16 protein-coding genes are annotated in these 20351 nt (G+C 71.2%); 15 read left to right on the top strand and 1 reads right to left on the bottom strand.

The features are described from left to right. Window positions 1-53: 53 nt before the first annotated feature. The 9 genes from ndk to QOL88_RS13085 all read left to right on the top strand — a co-directional run bounded on the left by ndk (window position 54) and on the right by QOL88_RS13085 (window position 11387). Complete coding sequence (gene ndk, locus QOL88_RS13125; protein WP_030836243.1) at window positions 54-467, top strand: nucleoside-diphosphate kinase; 414 nt, start codon at window positions 54-56, stop codon at window positions 465-467. 275 nt (window positions 468-742) lie between these two features. Beyond that, window positions 743-1762, top strand: a complete 1020-nt coding sequence (locus QOL88_RS13120) for a rod shape-determining protein (protein WP_004001297.1) — start codon at window positions 743-745, stop codon at window positions 1760-1762. A 144-nt stretch (window positions 1763-1906) separates the two neighbouring features. Next, window positions 1907-2854 (top strand): rod shape-determining protein MreC, encoded by a 948-nt coding sequence (gene mreC, locus QOL88_RS13115; RefSeq protein ID WP_097216597.1) that lies wholly within the window; start codon window positions 1907-1909, stop codon window positions 2852-2854. Window positions 2855-2867: 13 nt separating this feature from the next. Then, window positions 2868-3542, top strand: coding sequence for a rod shape-determining protein MreD (mreD, locus tag QOL88_RS13110; protein WP_097216596.1), 675 nt, complete (start codon window positions 2868-2870; stop codon window positions 3540-3542). Window positions 3543-3690: 148 nt separating this feature from the next. Beyond that, window positions 3691-5937: a penicillin-binding protein 2 gene (gene mrdA, locus QOL88_RS13105; protein ID WP_097216595.1), complete on the top strand. Its 2247-nt coding sequence runs from the start codon at window positions 3691-3693 to the stop codon at window positions 5935-5937. Further along, window positions 5934-7136, top strand: coding sequence for a rod shape-determining protein RodA (gene rodA, locus QOL88_RS13100; RefSeq protein WP_097216594.1), 1203 nt, complete (start codon window positions 5934-5936; stop codon window positions 7134-7136). The genes mrdA and rodA overlap by 4 nt, the downstream gene beginning before the upstream one ends. Window positions 7137-7157: 21 nt before the next feature. After that, window positions 7158-7766 (top strand): hypothetical protein, encoded by a 609-nt coding sequence (locus tag QOL88_RS13095; protein ID WP_097216593.1) that lies wholly within the window; start codon window positions 7158-7160, stop codon window positions 7764-7766. Window positions 7767-7829: 63 nt separating this feature from the next. Then, complete coding sequence (locus QOL88_RS13090; protein WP_097216592.1) at window positions 7830-9335, top strand: CYTH and CHAD domain-containing protein; 1506 nt, start codon at window positions 7830-7832, stop codon at window positions 9333-9335. An 87-nt stretch (window positions 9336-9422) separates the two neighbouring features. After that, entirely contained in the window at window positions 9423-11387 is a 1965-nt protein-coding gene (locus tag QOL88_RS13085; RefSeq protein ID WP_097216591.1) for a TIGR03960 family B12-binding radical SAM protein, read from the top strand. A 254-nt stretch (window positions 11388-11641) separates the two neighbouring features. Here QOL88_RS13085 and QOL88_RS13080 read toward each other — a convergent pair whose 3' ends face one another. After that, window positions 11642-12331 carry a GAF and ANTAR domain-containing protein gene (locus QOL88_RS13080; RefSeq protein WP_257027742.1) on the bottom strand — a complete coding sequence of 230 codons (690 nt, stop codon included), beginning with the start codon at window positions 12329-12331 and terminating at the stop codon, window positions 11642-11644. Window positions 12332-12514: 183 nt separating this feature from the next. On the opposite strand from QOL88_RS13080, the gene QOL88_RS13075 reads away from it, so the two are divergent. The 6 genes from QOL88_RS13075 (at window position 12515) to QOL88_RS13050 (ending at window position 20335) form a co-directional block, all read left to right on the top strand. Further along, the gene (locus QOL88_RS13075; protein ID WP_097216590.1) at window positions 12515-13012 is read left to right on the top strand and encodes a DUF2975 domain-containing protein; all 498 of its coding nucleotides are present in this window, start codon (window positions 12515-12517) and stop codon (window positions 13010-13012) included. Beyond that, window positions 13012-13242: a helix-turn-helix domain-containing protein gene (locus QOL88_RS13070; protein ID WP_097216589.1), complete on the top strand. Its 231-nt coding sequence runs from the start codon at window positions 13012-13014 to the stop codon at window positions 13240-13242. Before QOL88_RS13075 ends, QOL88_RS13070 begins: the two co-directional genes overlap by 1 nt. 17 nt (window positions 13243-13259) lie before the next feature. Next, the gene (locus QOL88_RS13065; protein WP_097216588.1) at window positions 13260-13727 is read left to right on the top strand and encodes a GNAT family N-acetyltransferase; all 468 of its coding nucleotides are present in this window, start codon (window positions 13260-13262) and stop codon (window positions 13725-13727) included. Window positions 13728-13826: 99 nt separating this feature from the next. Beyond that, window positions 13827-15032 (top strand): hypothetical protein, encoded by a 1206-nt coding sequence (locus QOL88_RS13060; RefSeq protein WP_179878851.1) that lies wholly within the window; start codon window positions 13827-13829, stop codon window positions 15030-15032. Window positions 15033-15080: 48 nt separating this feature from the next. Beyond that, a complete protein-coding gene (locus tag QOL88_RS13055) occupies window positions 15081-15863 on the top strand; it encodes a TIGR03936 family radical SAM-associated protein (protein ID WP_097216587.1) in 783 nt (260 codons plus the stop codon). 260 nt (window positions 15864-16123) lie between these two features. Continuing rightward, complete coding sequence (locus QOL88_RS13050) at window positions 16124-20335, top strand: Rne/Rng family ribonuclease (protein WP_097216586.1); 4212 nt, start codon at window positions 16124-16126, stop codon at window positions 20333-20335. Window positions 20336-20351 lie beyond the last annotated feature (16 nt).

Below are 20351 nucleotides of genomic sequence, written 5' to 3'. Positions count from 1 at the left end.
CACGCCGGGTAACCTCGTCCCACCGCTAAACCTTTACGTACAAGGAGCCCGTAGTGAGCCAGCGCACCCTCGTCCTCCTCAAGCCCGACGCCGTCCGTCGCGGCCTGACCGGCGAGATCATCAGCCGCATCGAGCGCAAGGCGGGCTGGACGATCACCGCGCTGGAGCTGCGCACCCTGGACCAGGACACGCTGGAGCAGCACTACGGCGAGCACAAGGGCAAGCCCTTCTACGAGCCGCTGGTGGACTTCATGGCCTCCGGTCCGGTCGTGGCGCTGATCGTCGAGGGTGAGCGGGTCATCGAGGGCGTGCGCGCGCTCGCCGGCCCGACCGACCCGATCGCGGCGGCGCCCGGCTCCATCCGCGGCGACTACGGCGTCATCGTCCGGGAGAACCTGATCCACGCCTCCGACTCCGAGGAGTCCGCCGAGCGCGAGGTGAAGATTTTCTTCCCCGGCCGGGCGTAGCGTCCGCACCTCACCAGCACATACGGCAGGTCCGGGGGCCGTAGCCCTCGGACTTTGCGGCATATGCGTGGCGATCGAGGGAACGATGGTCCCCAAACGCCCGTCTCCAGAAGCGAATGCGGACGGCATCTGCTGACAATGGCGGAGACCCTCCCGCAGTGTTCGCGAAGGCGCGTCTACGATGGAAGCCTTCACGTCACAGCACCCACCTTTGCCTACCTGAAAAGCCCTCAAAAGCTAGTGGGAAGGCCAGACGAATCCTGATGGGGAACTCAATGTCGTTCATCGGCCGTGACATGGCTGTCGACCTCGGGACCGCCAACACGCTGGTGTACGTCAGGGGTCGCGGGATCGTACTCAACGAGCCGTCCGTCGTCGCGATCAACACCAACACCGGTGGCATCCTCGCGGTCGGCGCCGAAGCGAAGAAGATGATCGGGCGCACGCCCGGCAACATCGTTGCCGTTCGTCCGCTGAAGGACGGCGTGATCGCCGACTTCGAGATCACCGAGCGGATGCTCCGCTACTTCATCCTGAAGATCCACAAGCGGCGGTATCTGGCTCGTCCGCGGGTCGTCGTCTGTGTGCCCTCGGGCATCACGGGCGTCGAGCGCCGCGCCGTCATCGAGGCGTCGTCCCAGGCCGGCGCCCGCCAGGTGCACATCATCGAGGAGCCCATGGCCGCGGCCATCGGTTCCGGCCTGCCGGTCCACGAGGCCACGGGCAACATGGTGGTCGACATCGGCGGCGGCACCACGGAGGTCGCGGTCATCTCCCTCGGCGGCATCGTCACCGCCCAGTCCATCCGTGTCGCGGGCGACGAACTGGACAACGCGATCATCCAGCACATCAAGAAGGAGTACTCCCTCCTGCTGGGTGAGCGCACGGCCGAGCAGATCAAGATCACGATCGGTTCGGCGTACGACCTCGACTCCGACGAGCACACCGAAATCCGCGGCCGGGACCTCGTCTCCGGGCTGCCGAAGACCGTCGTCATCTCCGCCGCCGAAGTCCGCAAGGCGATCGAGGAGCCGGTCAACGCGATCGTCGACGCCGTCAAGACGACCCTCGACAAGTGTCCGCCGGAGCTGTCCGGCGACATCATGGACCGAGGAATCGTTCTGACCGGCGGCGGAGCGCTGCTGCGCGGTCTCGACGAGCGGCTGCGCCGGGAGACCGGCATGCCGATCCACATCGCCGAGGACCCGCTGGACAGCGTGGCGCTCGGATCCGGAAAGTGCGTCGAGGAGTTCGAGGCGCTCCAGCAGGTGCTGGACGCCCAGCCGCGCAGATGACATAACTCTTCGATTCCGCCGTACGGGACGATCTCCTCTCGTACGGCGGATCGTTGATACATCTGCATAAGCTCCCACAAAGCAGCCCCTCGGGTTTCCCTGGGGCTTCCCGAATTCCTATGAGGAAGGGCACGGCCGCCGCACGTGAGGGACACACGAGAGAGCCGGCTGCTCCTGGTGCTGCTGATCGCCATCGCGTTCGCGTTGATCACGGTGGACATCCGTGGCGGGGAGGACTCGCCGGTCGACGGTGCCCGGCAGGGCGCGGCGACGGTCTTCGGCCCGATCGAGAGCGGCGTCTCGGCCGCGGTCGACCCGGTCGGCAACGCGGTCTCCGCCATCCGTGACTCCGGTGAACGGCACGACCGGCTCGCCGCGCTGGAGAAGGAGAACGCGGCCCTGAAGGCGCGACTCGGCAGCGACGACCGCAGCCGCAGCCGCCTCAAGCAGCTCGACAAGATGCTGAAGATCGCCGGCCAGGGCCAGTACGGCATCAAGGGCGCCGAGGTCATCGCCATCGGAGCCGCGCAGGGCTTCTCCTGGACCATCACCGTCGACGTCGGCGCCAACGACGGCATCAAGCGCGACATGACCGTCCTGAACGGGGAGGGGCTCGTCGGCCGGGTCACCACCGTCGGCCCCAACACCGCCACGGTCCTGCTCGCCAGCGACCCCGACTTCACGGTCGGCACCCGGATGGAGTCCGGCGACGAGCTCGGCTTCGCCTCCGGGCAGGGCGACCGCCCGCTGCGCGTCGAACTCCTCAACGGCAAGGCCGAGGTGAAGAAGGGCGACCGCCTGGTCACCTTCGGCTCGCAGGCCGACCGGCCGTTCGTGCCCGGCGTGCCCGTCGGCGTGGTCTCCCGCGTCGACCCCTCCGGCGGCGGCCTGACCCGCACGCTCTACGTCACGCCGTACGTCGGCTTCACCAAGCTCGACGTCGTCGGCGTCGTCGTCGAGGCCCCGAAGAAGGACCCGCGTGACACGGTCCTCCCGCCCAAGCCCAAGCCGACCCCCAGGCCGACGGTGACGGTGACCGTGACGCCGTCGGCCGAGGCACCCGTGGACGGCCAGAACCAGCAAGAGCAGTAGGAGCTGTCACCCCATGCGCGTCAACCGGATCCTGCTCTCCTCCGCCCTGGTCGTCGTCGCCCTGGTGATCCAGGTGAGCGTCCTCGCCCGCCTCCATCTGCCGGGCGCCGTGCCCGACCTGCTGCTGCTCACCGTGCTCGGCCTCGCGCTGGTCTACGGGCACGTGGGCGGTGCCCTCGTCGGGTTCGGCGCGGGCCTGCTCGCCGACCTGGCCCCGCCCGCCGACCACGCCGCCGGGCGCTACGCCCTCGTGCTGTGCGTCATCGGCTACCTCGCGGGCCTGGTGAAACCCGAGACGGGCCGGCTCAAGTCCGCGACGGGCCCCATGGTCGTAGTGGTCGCCGCCGCGGTCGGCTCCACCCTGCTGTACGCCGGGGTCGGCGCCCTCGTCGGCGACACCGCCGCCCGCCACGTCGGCCTCGGCAGCCTGCTGTTCACGGCCGCCCTGTACGACCTGCTGCTCGCCCCGTTCGTGGTGCCGGGGATCATGGCCCTGGCCCGGCGCGCCGACAACGATCCGCTCGCCGAGTCGACCTCGGCCGCCGCGAAGGCCACGGACATCTCCTCGGGCTGGCTCTCCGGCGGCACCGGACTGAAGATCGGCAGCCAGCGCAACGGGCTGCGGGTGAAGGCGGCCCGGGCGCGCATGGCACGCGCCGGGCGCATCAAGGGGGTCAAGCGGCTGTGACCGCAGGGAAGTTCACCCGAACGGGTCGGTCCAGTAGGAACGCCTGGTCATGGGCCCGTCGTTCATCACTCGTATCCGCACATCCGTGCCCGGACGCACGGTCGCACCCGCACACCCGTACGCGCACCGAGAGGGGGAGGCAGCCGCAGTGACCAACATTCCCGAGACCGGCAGGAACTCACGGGTCCAGATCCGGCTCGTCGTCATCCAGGTCCTCGTCCTCTCCCTCCTGCTCACCCTCGGCGGCCGTCTGTGGTATCTCCAGATCCGTGAGGGCGCCGCCTACGCCAAGGAGGCCTCGGGCAACCACGTCCAGCAGGTCGTCCAGCCGGCCGTCCGCGGCTCGATCCTGGACGCGCGGGGCGTGGCGATCGCGGACAACGAGACGCGGCTGGTGGTCTCCGCCTCCCGCACCGACCTGCTGAAGATGAAGGACGACGGCAAGGAAGTCCTCACCAAGCTCGCCGGGGTCCTGGGCATGACGCCCGAGGACGTCCAGATGAAGGTCCGGCTGTGCGACGCCAAGACGCCGCAGCCCTGCTGGAACGGCTCGCCGTACCAGCCCATCCCCATCACCGACGAGGCCACCGCCAAGCAGGCCCTGCAGATCCGCGAGCGCGCCGAGGACTTCCCCGGCATCACCGCCGAGCCGGAGGCCGTGCGCCGCTACCCGAGCCCGGGCAAGGCCAACACCGCCCAGGTCCTCGGCTACCTCTCCCCGGTCACCGACGAGGAGATCAAGAAGGCGCAGAACACCAACTCGCCGTATCTGCGCTCCGACCAGGTCGGCCGCTCGGGCCTGGAGCGCCAGTACGACAAGGCGCTGCGCGGCAAGGCCGGCGTGACCCGCTACGAGGTCGACAACCTCGGCCGGGTCATCGGCCAGGCCGAGGCCGACCCGGCCCACCCCGGCGACAATCTCGTCACCAGCATCGACTCCCGGGTCCAGCGCATCGCCGAGTACCAGCTGAACGAGGCGATGAAGGAAGCCCGCAAGCAGCACGACCGCAACACCGGCACCAACTACAAGGCCGACTCCGGCGCCGTCGTGGTGATGGAGGCAAAGACCGGCCGCGTCGTCGCCATGGCCTCGAACCCCACCTACGACCCGAACGCCTGGGTGGGCGGCATCTCCGCCAAGGACTACACACGCCTCACCGGCAAGAGCTCGAACTACCCGCTGCTCAACCGCGCCATCCAGGGCCAGTCGGCCCCCGGCTCCATCTTCAAGGTCATCCCGACGGCCGCCGCGGTCAACGCCGGGTACTCCTTCGACGGCCCCTACAACTGCTCCAGCTCGTACTCGATCGGCGGCCAGGTCTTCAAGAACTTCGAGTCCCAGAGCCACGGCCCCATCAGCCTCGGCCGCGCCCTGGAGGTGTCCTGCGACACCGTCTTCTACGCCCTCTCCCACGAGGAGTGGAAGCGCGACGGGGGCACCAAGCCGAAGAAGAAGCCCCACGACTGGTTCTACAAGACCGCCCACCAGTTCGGCCTCGGCAAGGAGACCGGCATCGACCTCCCCAACGAGGTCACCGGCCGCGTCCCCGACCGCCAGTGGAAGCTGAACTACTGGAAGGCCAACAAGGACGCCTGGTGCCGCACCGGCAAGCGGGGCGGCAGCTACGCCGAGAAGATCGCCTACGAGAACTGCCTCGAAGGCAACCGCATGCGCGCCGGTGACTCCGTCAACTACTCCATCGGCCAGGGCGACACGCTCGTCACGCCCATCCAGATGGCCACCATCTACTCGGCCATCTCCAACGGCGGCACCCTTTACAACCCCTCCGTGGGCAAGGCCGTCATCAGCGCCGACGGCAAGACGGTCACGCCGATCAAGCCCGAGTCGCACGGCAAGCTGCCGATGACGCAGAAGACGCGCGACGAGATAGACGAAGCCCTCGCGGGAGTCGCCACCCGCGGTACGGCCGCCTGGAGGTTCGGCGGCTGGCCGCAGGACAAGATCCCGATGCACGCCAAGACGGGTACGGCGGAGGTCTACGGCAAGCAGACGACCTCCTGGTTCGCCACGTACACCAAGGACTACTCGATCGTCATGACGATCTCCCAGGGTGGTACGGGTTCCGGCGCCTCGGGCCCCGCCGTCCGCAACATCTACAACGCGCTGTACGGCGTCTCCGAGGACGGCGCCATCGACTCGAAGAAGGCGCTGCTGCCCACCCCGCAGAAGGCCCTGCCGAAGGTCAAGACGGACGGCACCATCGCCTCCCCGAAGGTCCCGAAGGACCCGGCCAAGGACCAGAAGGCCGACAAGAAGGACCCGAACGCCCCGATGGACCCGCTCCAGCCGGTCACGTCGGCCCCGCCGTCACCCGAGAACCGTGACACCCGAAGGCGGCGGCGCCGCCGGGGAAGCCGGAGGTGCCCAGCATGACCGGCGGAGTGAACAGCTTCCAGGTCTCCGGCTACGGGCCCGAGCGCTCCGGCTGGACCCGACTGCTCGCCCGTGACTCGGTGGCGCGGCGGCTCGACTGGCCCATCCTGCTGTCGGCGGTGGCCCTGTCGCTGCTCGGCACGCTCCTGGTCTACTCGGCGACCCGCAACCGCACGGAGCTCAACCAGGGCGACCCGTACTACTTCCTCGTCCGGCACCTGCTGAACACCGGCATCGGCCTCGTCCTGATGGCCGGCACGATCTGGCTCGGCCACCGCGCCCTGCGCACGGCCGTCCCGGTCCTGTACGGCTTCTCGCTGATGCTGATCCTGCTGGTACTCACCCCGCTCGGCTCCACGATCAACGGCGCCCACTCCTGGATCAAGCTGCCCGGCGGCTTCTCGCTCCAGCCCTCGGAGTTCGTCAAGGTCACGATCATCCTCGGCATGGCGATGCTGCTGGCGGCCCGGGTCGACGCGGGCGACAAGCAGTACCCCGACCACCGCACGGTCGTGCAGGCGCTCGGCCTGGCCACCGTGCCGATGCTGATCGTCATGCTGATGCCCGACCTCGGGTCGGTCATGGTGATGGTCATCATCGTGCTCGGCGTGCTGCTGGCCTCCGGGGCGTCCAACCGGTGGGTGTTCGGCCTGCTCGGCGCGGGCACCCTGGGCGCGGTCACCGTCTGGCAGATCGGAATCCTCGACAAGTACCAGATCAACCGCTTCGCGGCCTTCGCCAACCCCGAGCTCGACCCGGCCGGCGTCGGCTACAACACCAACCAGGCCCGCATCGCCATCGGTTCGGGCGGGCTGACCGGCTCCGGCCTCTTCCACGGCTCGCAGACCACCGGCCAGTTCGTGCCCGAACAGCAGACGGACTTCGTCTTCACCGTGGCGGGAGAGGAGCTGGGCTTCCTCGGCGGCGGCCTGATCATCGTGCTCCTCGGCATCCTCCTGTGGCGGGCCTGCCGCATCGCCCGGGAGACCTCAGACCTGTACGGCACGATCGTGGCCGCGGGCATCGTCGCCTGGTTCGCCTTCCAGACGTTCGAGAACGTCGGCATGACACTCGGCATCATGCCCGTCACGGGCCTGCCGCTACCCTTCGTGTCCTACGGAGGATCATCGATGTTCGCCGTGTGGATAGCGGTGGGGTTGTTGCAGTCGATCCGGGTGCAGCGGCCGATGTCGGCCTAGCGGCCCGAACGGGGGAGCGGAATGTCCGGGGAGCACGTCGCCCTGTGCCCGGTGACCGAGGAACTGGTGAGCCATCTCCTCGCACTGGCGGAGCTGGACCTGACCGACGACGACGCCGTCGAGGCGCGGATGCGGGAAGCCGGCTGGCCCGACTGGTCGCAGGCGGTGCGGGAACCGGCGTACGAGGACGCACCCGACGTCCCCGACGCCACCCACATCACCCCGCAGGGCCACTTCGTCACCTGCGACGGCGACGGCTCGCTCCACCTGCCGTTCGCCTACCTCTACTCCGTCGACGGCGGTCTGCTCGACGAGGACTGCTGGGGCCCGATACCCGGCTGGACCAGCGAGGAGGGCGCCTGGCGGCCGGAGTTCGACGCCCACTTCGCCGCCGTGGTGCGGCAGTTCACCGAGCGGCTGGGCCTGCCGGACCACGACATCCGGCAGCCCAGGTTCCAGACCCGGTACGTCAGCTGGCGCCTGGAGCACAACGTGCTGATCGTCGGACAGGGCCCGGAGCCGCTGTCGTACCACCAGTTCGAGGACGCCCACGTGTACCTCGTGTCCCGGACGGTGAAGGACGCGCCCTTCCCGGACGGCGAGGAGATGCGGGCCCTGCTGACGACCTGAAAGCGCCCCTCCCCGGGGCGCGAACCACTGCTCTCCCGGCCGGTCAGCCACTAGATTTGGTTCATGGCGGAGACGAAACGCGAGATCGAGCGCAAGTACGAATCCGACGAGAGCGGCCTCCCCGACCTGACCGGCGCCGGCGGGATCGCCGCCGTGGTCGACAAGGGCGTGGCCCACCTCGACGCCACCTACTACGACACCGGAGACGAGCGCCTCGCCGCGTCCTCGGTCACCCTGCGCCGACGCACCGGCGGCTCCGACGCCGGCTGGCACCTGAAGTTCCCGATCGCGCCGGACATCCGTGACGAGATCCACGCCCCGCTCTCCGACACCCTCCCCGACGACCTCGCAGCGCTGGTCCGCTCCCGCGTCCGCGACAGCGAGCTGCTCCCGGTGGTCCGGTTGCGCTCCGCCCGCGACGTACGCCACCTCCTCGACGCCGACGGCCGGCTGCTCGCCGAGGTGAGCGTGGACACCGTCCACGCCGAGCGGCTCACGGGACGCGGCGGCGAAGCACAGTGGACCGAGGTCGAGGTGGAACTCGCCGACGGCGGAGACCCGGCCCTGCTCGACAAGGTGGACAAGCGGCTGCGCAAGGCGGGCGTACGGCCGTCGGCGTCGTCGTCGAAGCTGGCCCGCGCCCTGGAGGAGACGGCGCCGGGCAAGCGGCGCAAGTCCCCGCACGTCCGGCGGCCGGTGACAGCCGGAGACCATGTGCTGGCCTACGTGCGCACCCAGCGGGACGCGATCGTCGAACTCGACCCCGCCGTCCGCCGGGACACCGAGGACTCCGTGCACAGCATGCGCGTGGCCACCCGCCGGATGCGCAGCACCTTCAAGTCGTTCGGCGCGATCCTCGACCGGGCCGTCACCGACCCCGTCGCCGACGAGCTGAAGTGGCTCGCCGGCGAGTTGGGCCGGGACCGGGACCGCGAGGTGCTGACCGAGCGGCTGACCGCGGCCGTCGACGAGGTGCCCGCCGGCCTGGTCCGCGGCCCGGTCACCGAGCGCCTGCACTCCTGGTCCAGCGCCGAGCACGGCGGGGCCCGCGGCCGTCTCCTCGGCGTCCTGGACTCCCGCCGCTACCTGGCCCTCCTCGACACCCTGGACGCACTGATCGCCGACCCGCCCCTGCTGAAGGCGGCCGGCAAGAAGCCCCGCAAACCGATCGCCAAGGCCGTGGGCAAGGACTTCCGCAAGGTGTCCCGGCTGATCGCGCAGGCGGCGGACCTGGAGCCCGGCACCGACCGGGACGTCGCACTGCACGAGGCACGCAAGAAGGCCAAGCGCACCCGCTACGCGGCGGAGGCGGCCCACCCCGTCCTCGGCAAGCCCGCCAAGACCATGGTCAAGTCCATGAAAGCGCTGCAGAACCTGCTCGGCGAGCACCAGGACAGCGTCATGGCCCGGCAGGCCCTGCGCGAACTGTCCGCGGTCGCCCACGCGGCCGGGGAGAGCGCCTTCACCTACGGCCTCCTCCATGAGCGCGAGGAGCAGCGGGCGGTGCGCGCGGAGGCCGAGCTGCCCGGCTTCTGGGACGGAATCAAGGACGGTGCGGCGGCCCTGTGACCTTCCGGCGTACAGAGGCTCCCCGCGATCGCGTTAGTCTGGATGGTCACCCCTGTCAGTTCAGTCCAGCTCACGAAGGTGCGCGACATGCCTGCCGAAGTCGCTGCGTCGGTCTTCCCGCAGCTCGAAGCTCTGCTCCCGCATGTGCAGAAGCCGATCCAGTACGTCGGCGGAGAGCTCAACTCCACGGTCAAGGACTGGGACTCCTGTGACGTCCGCTGGGCGCTCATGTACCCGGACGCCTACGAGGTCGGTCTGCCCAACCAGGGCGTCATGATCCTCTACGAGGTGCTCAACGAGCAGCAGGGCGTCCTCGCCGAGCGCACCTACAGCGTGTGGCCGGACCTCGAGGAGCTCATGCGGGAGCACCACGTCCCGCAGTTCACGGTCGACAGCCACCGGCCCGTGAAGGCCTTCGACGTGTTCGGCCTGTCCTTCTCCACGGAGCTGGGCTACACGAACATGCTCGCCGCGCTCGATCTGGCCGGCATCCCGCTGGAATCCAAGGACCGCGGTCTGGACGACCCGATCGTCCTGGCCGGCGGCCACGCGGCGTTCAACCCCGAGCCGATCGCCGACTTCATCGACTGCGCCGTGATCGGCGACGGCGAGCAGGCGGTCCTGGAGATCACCGCGATCGTCCGCGCCTGGAAGGCCGAGGGCCGCCCCGGCGGCCGCGAGGAACTCCTCTTCCGCCTGGCGCGCACGGGCGGGGTGTACGTCCCCGGCTTCTACGACGTCGAGTACCTGCCGGACGGCCGGATCGCCCGTGTCGTGCCGAAGCGCAGCGGGGTCCCGTGGCGGGTCTCCAAGCACACCGTCATGGACCTCGACGAGTGGCCGTACCCCAAGCAGCCGCTGGTTCCGCTGGCCGAGACGGTCCACGAGCGCATGTCGGTGGAGATCTTCCGCGGCTGCACCCGCGGCTGCCGCTTCTGTCAGGCCGGCATGATCACGCGCCCGGTGCGCGAGCGCTCCATCACGGGCATCGGTGACATGGTCGAGCAGGGCCTGAAGGCGACGGGCTTCGAGGAGGTCGGCCTGCTGTCCCTGTCCTCCGCCGACCACACGGAGATCGGCGACATCGCCAAGGGCCTCGCCGACCGCTACGAGGACGACAAGATCGGCCTGTCGCTCCCCTCCACCCGCGTGGACGCCTTCAACATCGACCTGGCGAACGAGCTCACCAGGAACGGCCGCCGCTCCGGCCTGACCTTCGCCCCCGAGGGCGGCTCGGAACGCATCCGCAAGGTCATCAACAAGATGGTCTCGGAAGAGGACCTGATCCGCACGGTCTCGACGGCGTACGGCAACGGCTGGCGCCAGGTGAAGCTGTACTTCATGTGCGGCCTGCCGACCGAGACCGACGACGACGTCCTGCAGATCGCCGACATGGCGACGAAGGTCATCGCCAAGGGCCGCGAGGTCTCCCGCTCCAACGACATCCGCTGCACGGTCTCGATCGGCGGCTTCGTCCCCAAGCCGCACACGCCCTTCCAGTGGGCCCCGCAGCTCTCCGCCGAGGAGACCGACGCCCGACTGCAGAAGCTGCGGGACAAGATCCGCGGCGACAAGAAGTACGGCCGCTCCATCGGTTTCCGCTACCACGACGGCAAGCCCGGCATCGTCGAGGGCCTCCTCTCCCGCGGCGACCGCCGGATCGGCGCGGTCATCCGCGCGGTCTACGACGACGGCGGCCGCTTCGACGGCTGGCGCGAGCACTTCTCCTACGACCGCTGGATGGCCTGCGCGGACAAGGCCCTCGTCCCGTTCGGGGTCGACGTCGACTGGTACACCACCCGAGAGCGCACCTACGAGGAGGTCCTCCCCTGGGACCACCTCGACTCCGGGCTGGACAAGGACTGGCTCTGGGAGGACTGGCAGGACTCCCTCGACGAGACCGAGGTCGAGGACTGCCGCTGGACACCGTGCTTCGATTGCGGGGTGTGTCCGCAGATGGACACCAGCATCCAGATCGGCCCGACGGGCAAGAAGCTGCTGCCCCTGACGGTCAAGAACGCGGCACCGGCGCCGAGCGGGCATGCGCACTGAGATGAGTGAGGCGCTCCTTCTCGGAGCCTGACCGAAGCATTCCGGTGACCACTGAGCCCCCTTCGACCCGGAGGGGGCTCAGTGGCGTCGGCGCTCGATGACGTCGTCGCGCGGTGCCACCCCACCCGTCGGACCCCGGTAGGTGAGAGGTCCGTCCTGTGGGGGACCCGCTCAGCAGGCCGGGTTGGTGACGCTCCCCTGGGGGGCCGACTCGGTCAGGTTCCCCCAGTTCAGAATGTGTGCTGGGGGAGCCGTCAGGTCAGGCGGCCCTCCTCGCAGACCCGCCGGGCGACCTCGCGGAGCTTGATGTTCTTCGCCTGCGAGTAGCGGCGCAGCACGTCGAAGGCCTGCTCCTCGGTGAGGCGGTGGCTGCCCATGAGGATGCCCATGGCCTCGCCGATGAGGTGGCGTGTGGCCATGGCCTGCTCCATCTGGGCGTGGCTGCGGGCGCTGGAGAAGGCCACGGCCGCGTGCGAGGCCAGCAGCCAGCCGGCGGTCTCGCTGTCGTCCGTGAAGGCCCCGGCCCGGTGGGAGTACAGATTGAGCGCGCCGAGATCCTCGTCGTCGGTGTAGAGCAAGAAGCCCATCATGCTGCCCACGCCCAGGTCGCGGGCGCGCGCGGCGTAGGCGGGCCAGCGGGGCTGCTCGGTGGTGAAGTCGGAGACGCGGAACACGCGCTCCCTGGTGCTGGTGCGGGCCGCGTCGAAGCAGGGACCCTCCGCGAGGCGCTCCTGGAGCTGGTCGCTCTCGACGACCAGGTCGTGGGTGGGTGCGAGCGTCTCCACGCGCTTGCCGTGCAGGAGGAGGATGCCGGCCGCGTCGCACCCTGCCACGTGCTGCGTGGCCGCTCCGGTGATGTGTTCGAGCGTGGTGCCGACGGAGTCCTGGGCGAGCAGGTCACGCGCCATGGAGGCCATCTCCCGTGCGAATACGCGCCAGTCCACTGCCGTCCTCCTCGGTCGGGTGCCGGGCATGCATACCTCCTGCCACGGTGTCACGGGTGGGACACCCCGGTGGGCCGCTCACCGTGCTCGTCGTGGAAGACGGGGCAGTGAGGGGGGTGGACTCCTTGCGTAGCCTATCGAATCTCGATAGATTTCCATCGTGGCTCGATCGAGGGAGTGGTGATGGGGAAGCTGGCGGTGGCGGCGTTGCGCGGGGTGCTCGTGGTGTTGCTCGCCGGGTCGCTGTTCGTGCAGGCGGTGATGGTGCCGCTGCTGGCCGTCGACATGAACGGGCTCAGGCCCGAGTACGCGTATCTGCGCACCCCGATCCTCGTGATCACGATCCTGGGTATCGTGACGGCCCAGGTCGTCGTGGTCTGCGTGTGGCGGCTGGTGACGATGGTGCGTCGCGGGACGGTGTTCTCCACCGCTGCCTTCCGCTACGTGCACATCGTGATCGGCGCGTTCGTTGCGGCCGCCCTGCTGGTCTTCGCGCTCGCGGTCGTGCTCGCGCCGGGCGAGGCCGTGGCTCCCGGGGTGGTCCTTCTGCTGTGCGGGGTCGTGATGGCCGTGCTGGGCGTCGCGCTGGTCGTGCTCGTGCTGCGGATGCTGCTCGCGCAGGCCGTCGCACGCGACATCGAGGCGGCCCGAATGCGGGCCGAGCTGGAAGAGGTCATCTGATGCCGATCGCCGTCGACATCGACGTGATGCTGGCCAAACGCAAGATGTCCGTGGGCGAACTGGCGGAACGGGTCGGCATCACCCCCGCCAACCTGGCCGTCCTCAAGAACGGCCGCGCCAAGGCGGTCCGCTTCTCCACCCTCGCCGCGCTGTGCGAGGTGCTGGAGTGCCAGCCGGGAGATCTGCTGCGCTGGGAGACGGACGGGGCAGTGGAGCCCACCATGCTCTGATACCCCACCATGCTCTGATGGAGAACATCGGCATCCGCCCCGCCCGCCCCGCCGAACTCGCGGCCGTGGCCGCCCTGAGGTGGGAGTGGCTCGTCGAGAACGGCTCGGCGGACCTCGGCGAACCCGACGACTTCGTACGGCACTTCGTCGCCTGGGCGCAGGAGAACGCCCGGACCCACCACTGCACGGTGGTCGTCCGCGACGACCGGGTCATCGGCATGGCCTGGCTCGCGATGGTGCAGCGGGTGCCCACGCCCCGGTCGCCGCGGCGTGCCTCCGGCGATCTGCAGTGCGTGTACGTCGTACCCGAGGCGCGTGACGGCGGACTCGGCGGGCGGCTCGTCCGGGCCGTCCTGGACGAGGCCCGCGGGCTCGGCCTGGAGCGGGTGACCGTGCACTCCAGCTCGCGGGCCGTCCCCGCGTACGCCCGCAGCGGCTTCGAGGGGTCGCCCCGGCTGCTGCAGGCGCGGATCACCCGCGCGTGAGCCGTATGATCTTGCGGCCGAGTGGAGGAATCGCGGGAGAACGGGGCGGGGTTGTGCGGTGCTGGATCCGGACGGGCCTCTGAGGGCGTCTACGACGGTATGGATCTGGAGAAGCGCCCCCGCGAGGGCTTTGAGGCACGGGTCGATCTGGGCAAACGGCCGGCCGAACCGCAGGTCCGGCGCGAGCCGGAGGCGGTCGAGGGCTGTCTCGCCGTCGCGATCCGGATTCCCGTGCGGATCATCGTGCTCGTCCTCGTCGTCCCCGTGCGGATGCTGTGGGACGCGCTCGTCGTCACCGGCCGGTTCCTGAACGACGCGCTGCTGCGGCCGCTCGGCCGGGCGCTGCTCTGGCTCGGCCGGGCGGTGTTCGTCTGGCCGTTCGTGGGGCTGTGGCGCTATGTCGTGGTCCCGGTGGGCAAGGCCCTCGGATGGCTCGGGAACGTCGTCCTCGTCGTGCCTCTGGTCTGGCTGTACCGCTGTGTCCTGACGCCGGTGGGGCACGCGCTCGCCTGGCTCGCCCGGGGTGTCGGGGCGGCCGTCGCCTGGCTCGCGAGGGGCGTCGGAGCCGCGCTCGGCTGGGTGTACGCCCACCTGCTGACGCCCGTCGGGCACGCGGTGGCATGGGTCCTGAAGGGGCTGGGCGCCGGGCTCGCCGCGCTCGGCATCGGCGTCTGGACGGTCGTGGCCTGGCTCGCCAGGTACCTCGTCGTCGTACCCGCCGTCTGGCTGTACACCTGGCTGCTCGCCCCCGTCGGCCGCGCGGTCGTCTGGTGCGGCAAGGGGCTCGTGCGGCTGGTGAGCATGATCGTCACCGGCATCGGCATGACCCTCTACTGGATCGCCCGCATCCTGCTCGTCCTGCCCGCGCTCGCCCTCTGGCGGTGGATCCTCACGCCTGTCGGACGGGTCCTGGCCGTCATCGGCCGGGAGGTGTGGGACGCCCTGGGCCACGCCTGGCGCGTCGCCGGGCACATCTCGCTCACCGTCGGGCGTTTCCTCGGCACCCTCCTCCGGTGGATCTTCGTCGAACCGGTGCGGTGGGTGTACCGCAGCGTGCTGACGCCCGTCGGGCACGTCGTGCGGGCCACCGTCCTGCGGCCCGCCGCCGAGGCCGCCCGCAGCGTGGGACGGGCCACCCGGCAGGCGCTGACCGCCGCCCGGGAGTCCGTACGTCAGGCCCGCGCCGACTTCCGGCGGATGCTCTTCGGCGAGCCGCGGCAGCCGCAGCCGGTCGGCCGGAGGGAACCATCGGGGCGCGAGGCACGTACTCTTGGTAGCAGTACGACCGCTCTCACGAAGGACTGAACGACACTGGGCAAGCGACAGCCCGAAGGCCCGCCGCCCGCACCCGCGGTGCAGCGCATCCGACTGCGTTACACCAAGCGCGGCCGCCTCCGGTTCACCAGCCACCGTGACTTCCAGCGCGCTTTCGAGCGTGCGTTGCGCCGTGCCGAGGTGCCGATGGCCTACTCGGCCGGCTTCACACCGCACCCGAAGGTGTCGTACGCCAATGCCGCACCCACCGGTACGGGCAGTGAGGCGGAGTACCTGGAGATCGCGCTCACCGCACCGCGCGACCCGGAGCAGCTCAGGGCCCTCCTCGACGAGTCGCTGCCCACCGGGCTCGACATCACCGAGGCGGTCGAGGCCCGCACCTCGGGACTCGCCGACCGGCTGACGGCTTCCGTATGGGAGCTCCGGCTGGACGGAGTGCCGGTCGAGGAGGCCCGCCGGGCGGCGGACGCCTTCAACGCGGCCGAGACCGTCGAGGTCCAGCGCCTCGCCAAGAACGGCGTCCGTACGTTCGACGCCCGTTCCGCGGTCGCGAGCCTGGAGGTCCGCGGCCCGGAGGAAACGCACAGTTCGCAGGCTGATAGGCCGACCGACCAGCCCTGTGCGATACTGCGGCTGGTTGTTCGGCACGTGACGCCTGCCGTACGACCCGACGACGTCCTGTCCGGTCTCCGCGCCGTGGCCGACCTGGCGCCGCCGGTCCCCGCTGCGGTGACCAGGCTGGCGCAGGGGCTGTTCGATGCAGAGACCGGCACGGTGACCGACCCGCTCGCGCCCGACCGCGAGGCAGTCGAGGCCCACTCAACGGCCGAACCGACTGCCGCCGCGACGGCGTCGGCGTAAGGAAGGTCCCGCGTAGGGACGGACGTCGTAGCGCCGCCCTCGGACTCGGGAGCCACCTGGGTCGGGCAGCGCACCGACCAGAAGACTTTCGCCAGGCCGTACGCATTCGGCGTACGGAACCGGCGAGACAGGACACAGAGAGCTCCCGTGCGGCGCCCGCGCCCCGGACGGCGGCGAACGCGCACAGCGCGCGCCGCGGACGTCACCGGCACTGCCGGACCAGGCGCGGCGCCCGGGAGCCTGACGGGAGATAAGCCCGCATGCTCGAACCGACCGAACCCACAGAGGGTTCCGAACAGAACACTCCCAGCGACACCCTGCCGCCGCGCCGGCGGCGGCGTGCCGCGTCCCGCCCGGCGGGTCCGCCCACCGGTGCCTCCGACGCGCCGGTGGAGACCGTCGCGCCGGCCATAGCGGCCGCCGAGGCCGAGGATCTCGCGGCCGACGTCGTGGAGACGGACGAGGTCGAGGAAGCCACCGCCGAGGCGGACAAGGCTCCCGAGGCCGCCGAGAGCGACGAGGCCGCCGCGCCCGCCCCGCCCAAGCGGCGTCGCGCCGTGCGCCGTGCCTCCGCGCCCGCCGGGGCTCCGGAGGCGGCCGAGGCCGCCGAGACCGTGGTCACGGCGGCCGCAGGTACTCCCGCCGCGTCCGAGCCCGCCGAGGCCGTCACCGCCGCCGCGTCCGCCGATGCGACCGAGGACGCCGCTCCCAAGCGCACCCGGCGTCGCGCCACCCGCACCGTGACTTCGCCGACCGCCGCTCCGGCGCAGACCGCCGAGACCGTCGCCGCTCCGGCGGAGGCGGCCGAGACCGTCGCCGCTCCGGCCGTGGCCGACGCCCCGGAGCCGGCGGTCGTGGCCGACGGCGCCGCCGAAGGTGCCGAGGCCGCTGAAGAGGCTGCTCCGCGTCGGACTCGCCGGCGTGCCTCGCGGCGGGCGTCCGCGCCCGCCGGGGCGCCTTCCGCCGCGGACGCGGTGGAAGGCAACGCCGAGGAGGCGAAGGCATCCATGACCGAGAACCCCGCTGCCGAGCCCGCCCGCGCGTCCGAGGCGACCGCCTCCGAGACCGCTGCCGCCGAGCCCGCCCGCGCTGCCGACGCCCCCGCCGAGACCGCAGCGGACGAGGCTGCCGCCGAGTCGGCCGAAGAGGCCGGACCGCGGCGCCGTCGCCGCGTCGTGCGCCGGGCCGCCAGTGGCTTCGCCGAGCCCGCTCAGCCCGCCAAGGGCACGAGGGCCTCGAAGGCCGCCGCCCGGGCGACCGCGAGTGCGGCCGACGGCGAGAGCGAGCCGACGTCGCGTCCGAGGCGCCCCGCCGTCGCGCTGTTCCAGGCGCCCGTCTTCACCGAGCCCCAGTTCCAGACCCCGGAGCGGGCCGCTGCCGCGGCCGCCGCCGAGGCCGCGGGGGCCGATGAGCCGCAGGAGGCGGAGGAGTCCTCGCCGGCCGAGGCCCAGCGCGAGGAGCAGACCGGCGGCTCCCGCCGTCGGCGCCGTCGCCGGGGTGCCGGCGACGAGCCCGAGACCCAGGCCCCCGAGACCCAGGCCCCCGAGACCCAGGCCCCCGAGACCGCCGCCGCCGACACCTCCGCCGATGAGCCGGAGGAGGCCGACGAGTCCGCCGAGGATCAGGCCGACGAGGACGACCAGGACGAGTCCGAGGGCACCGGCTCGCGCCGCCGCCGTCGCCGGGGCGGTCGCCGCCGTCGGCGTGGCGAGTCCGCCGACGCCGACGGAGAGGGCGGCGAGGCCTCGGACGCCGAGTCCGAGCAGGCCGCCGCCGGGCAGGACACCGAGGACGCCGAGGAGGACGACGAGGACTCCGACGACGCCACCGACCGCGACGAGTCCGGCGGAGGCGGCTCCAGCAGCAGCCGCCGGCGTCGGCGCCGCCGTCGCCGCGCCGGTGACTCCGGCACCGAATCCGAGCCCTCCGACGACGACCCCGAGCGCACGGTCGTCAAGGTCCGCGAGCCCCGCCCCAAGGCCGAGCCGTCCGACGAGGTGCAGTCCATCAAGGGCTCGACCCGTCTGGAGGCCAAGAAGCAGCGCCGCCGCGAAGGCCGCGAGCAGGGCCGTCGGCGCGTGCCGATCATCACCGAGGCCGAGTTCCTGGCCCGCCGCGAGGCTGTCGAGCGTGTCATGGTCGTCCGCCAGCACGGCGACCGCACGCAGATCGGCGTCCTCGAGGACGACGTGCTCGTCGAGCACTACGTCAACAAGGAGCAGGCGACCTCGTACGTCGGCAACGTCTACCTCGGCAAGGTGCAGAACGTGCTGCCGTCGATGGAGGCCGCCTTCATCGACATCGGCAAGGGCCGCAACGCCGTCCTGTACGCCGGTGAGGTCAACTTCGAGGCGCTCGGCATGGCCCACGGGCCGCGCCGCATCGAGTCCGCCCTGAAGTCCGGCCAGTCCGTGCTCGTCCAGGTGACGAAGGACCCGATCGGTCACAAGGGCGCCCGCCTGACCAGCCAGGTCTCCCTCCCGGGCCGCTACCTCGTGTACGTGCCCGAGGGCTCCATGACCGGCATCAGCCGCAAGCTGCCCGACACCGAGCGGGCCCGGCTGAAGACCATCCTCAAGAAGATCGTCCCCGAGGACGCGGGCGTCATCGTGCGCACCGCCGCCGAGGGCGCGAGCGAGGACGAGCTGCGCCGGGACGTCGAGCGGCTGCAGCAGCAGTGGGAGGACATCCAGAAGAAGGCCAAGGGCGGCAACGCTCCGACGCTGCTGTACGGCGAGCCGGACATGACCGTCCGGGTCGTGCGCGACATCTTCAACGAGGACTTCTCCAAGGTCGTCGTCAGCGGTGACGAGGCGTGGTCGACCATCCACGGGTACGTCTCGCACGTCGCGCCGGACCTCGCCGAGCGGCTGTCGAAGTGGACCTCCGAGGTCGACGTCTTCGCCACCTACCGGATCGACGAGCAGCTCGCCAAGGCCCTCGACCGCAAGGTGTGGCTGCCCAGCGGCGGTTCGCTGGTGATCGACCGGACCGAGGCGATGGTCGTCGTCGACGTCAACACCGGCAAGTTCACCGGCCAGGGCGGCAACCTCGAGGAGACCGTCACCAGGAACAACCTGGAGGCGGCCGAGGAGATCGTGCGTCAGCTGCGGCTGCGCGACCTCGGCGGCATCATCGTCATCGACTTCATCGACATGGTGCTGGAGTCCAACCGGGACCTGGTGCTGCGGCGCCTGCTGGAGTGCCTGGGCCGGGACCGTACGAAGCACCAGGTCGCGGAAGTGACCTCGCTCGGGCTCGTGCAGATGACCCGCAAGCGGGTCGGGCAGGGCCTGCTGGAGTCCTTCTCCGAGACCTGCGTCCACTGCAACGGACGCGGTGTCATCGTGCACATGGAGCAGCCGACGGCCGCCGGGGGCGGCGGCAAGCGCAAGAAGCGCGCGCGTGCCGGCGCCGCCGAGCAGCCGCACGTGCACGAGGCGGCCGTCGAGACCGCCGAGCAGGAGGCCGAGACCGAGGCCGAGGTCGGAGCCGAGGCCGCCGAGCCGATCGCGCTGCCCGAGCCGTCCTTCGAGCCCGACGAGGAGCTGTACGGCAGCGCCGCCGAGGCGGAGGCCGCGGCCGGCCGCGGACGGTCGCGTCGCCGGTCCGGCCGGCGGGCGTCGGCACCGGCGGGCTCCCCGCGCGGTGAGGCCGCCGAGCCGAAGGCAGAGCAGGGCAGGGACCGCACCCGGCGCGGCCGGGGCCGGGCCGAGCAGGCCGAGGCGGAGGCGCCGACGGCTCAGGACGTGACCGCCGAGCAGGAGGTCGCCCGTCCGGTGCAGCCGGAGTCGGCCGCCGAAGCCCATGCCGAGCCGATGGCCATGGAGGACCCGGTGGTCGAGGCCGCGCAGGCCGCTTCGGTCGAGGAGGCCGCGCCCAAGGGCCGTACCCGGCGTCGGGCCACCCGCAAGGTGTCCGCTCCGGCCGGTTCCCCGGCGGGGGCCGAGGCGACCGTGGTGACGGTCGCCGAGACCGCGCCCGCGGCCACCGAGGCGGCCGAGCGCGCCGAGGCCGCCGAGCCGGTCGCCGAGGCGCCCGCGGAGAGCGCCGCCCCGGCTCGTCCGCGCCGCCGCGCCGTGCGCAAGCCCACGGTGTCCACGGCGTCCGAGGAGACGGCCGTGGTGGTCGTCCCGTCGGCCGCGTCCGAGGAGACCGCCGTGGAGGAGGCCGTGTCCGCGCAGGCCCCGCAGGCGCCCGCGTCGGACGCCGTCACCGAGGAGGCCGCCGAGGAATCGGCGCCCGCCAAGAAGACGGCCCGCAAGACGGCCAAGAAGGCCACGGCGAAGAAGGCCGCCACCACCACCAAGAAGACGGCGGCGAAGAAGACCGCCGCCAAGAAGACGACGGCCAAGAAGGCGGCGAAGACCACCAAGACCGCCGCCAAGAAGACCGCGTCGAAGAAGACCGTGGCGGCGGAGCAGGCGGCATCGTCCGCGTCCTCCGTCTCGGCCTCCACCGACGAGGGCTGAGTTCCCCTGCCTGTGC

This window comes from Streptomyces sp. Ag82_O1-12, assembly GCF_900182715.1.
GTDB lineage: Bacteria > Actinomycetota > Actinomycetes > Streptomycetales > Streptomycetaceae > Streptomyces > Streptomyces massasporeus.
Note: the sequence above shows the minus strand (reverse complement) of the source record. Positions and strands in the feature narration are given on the sequence as shown.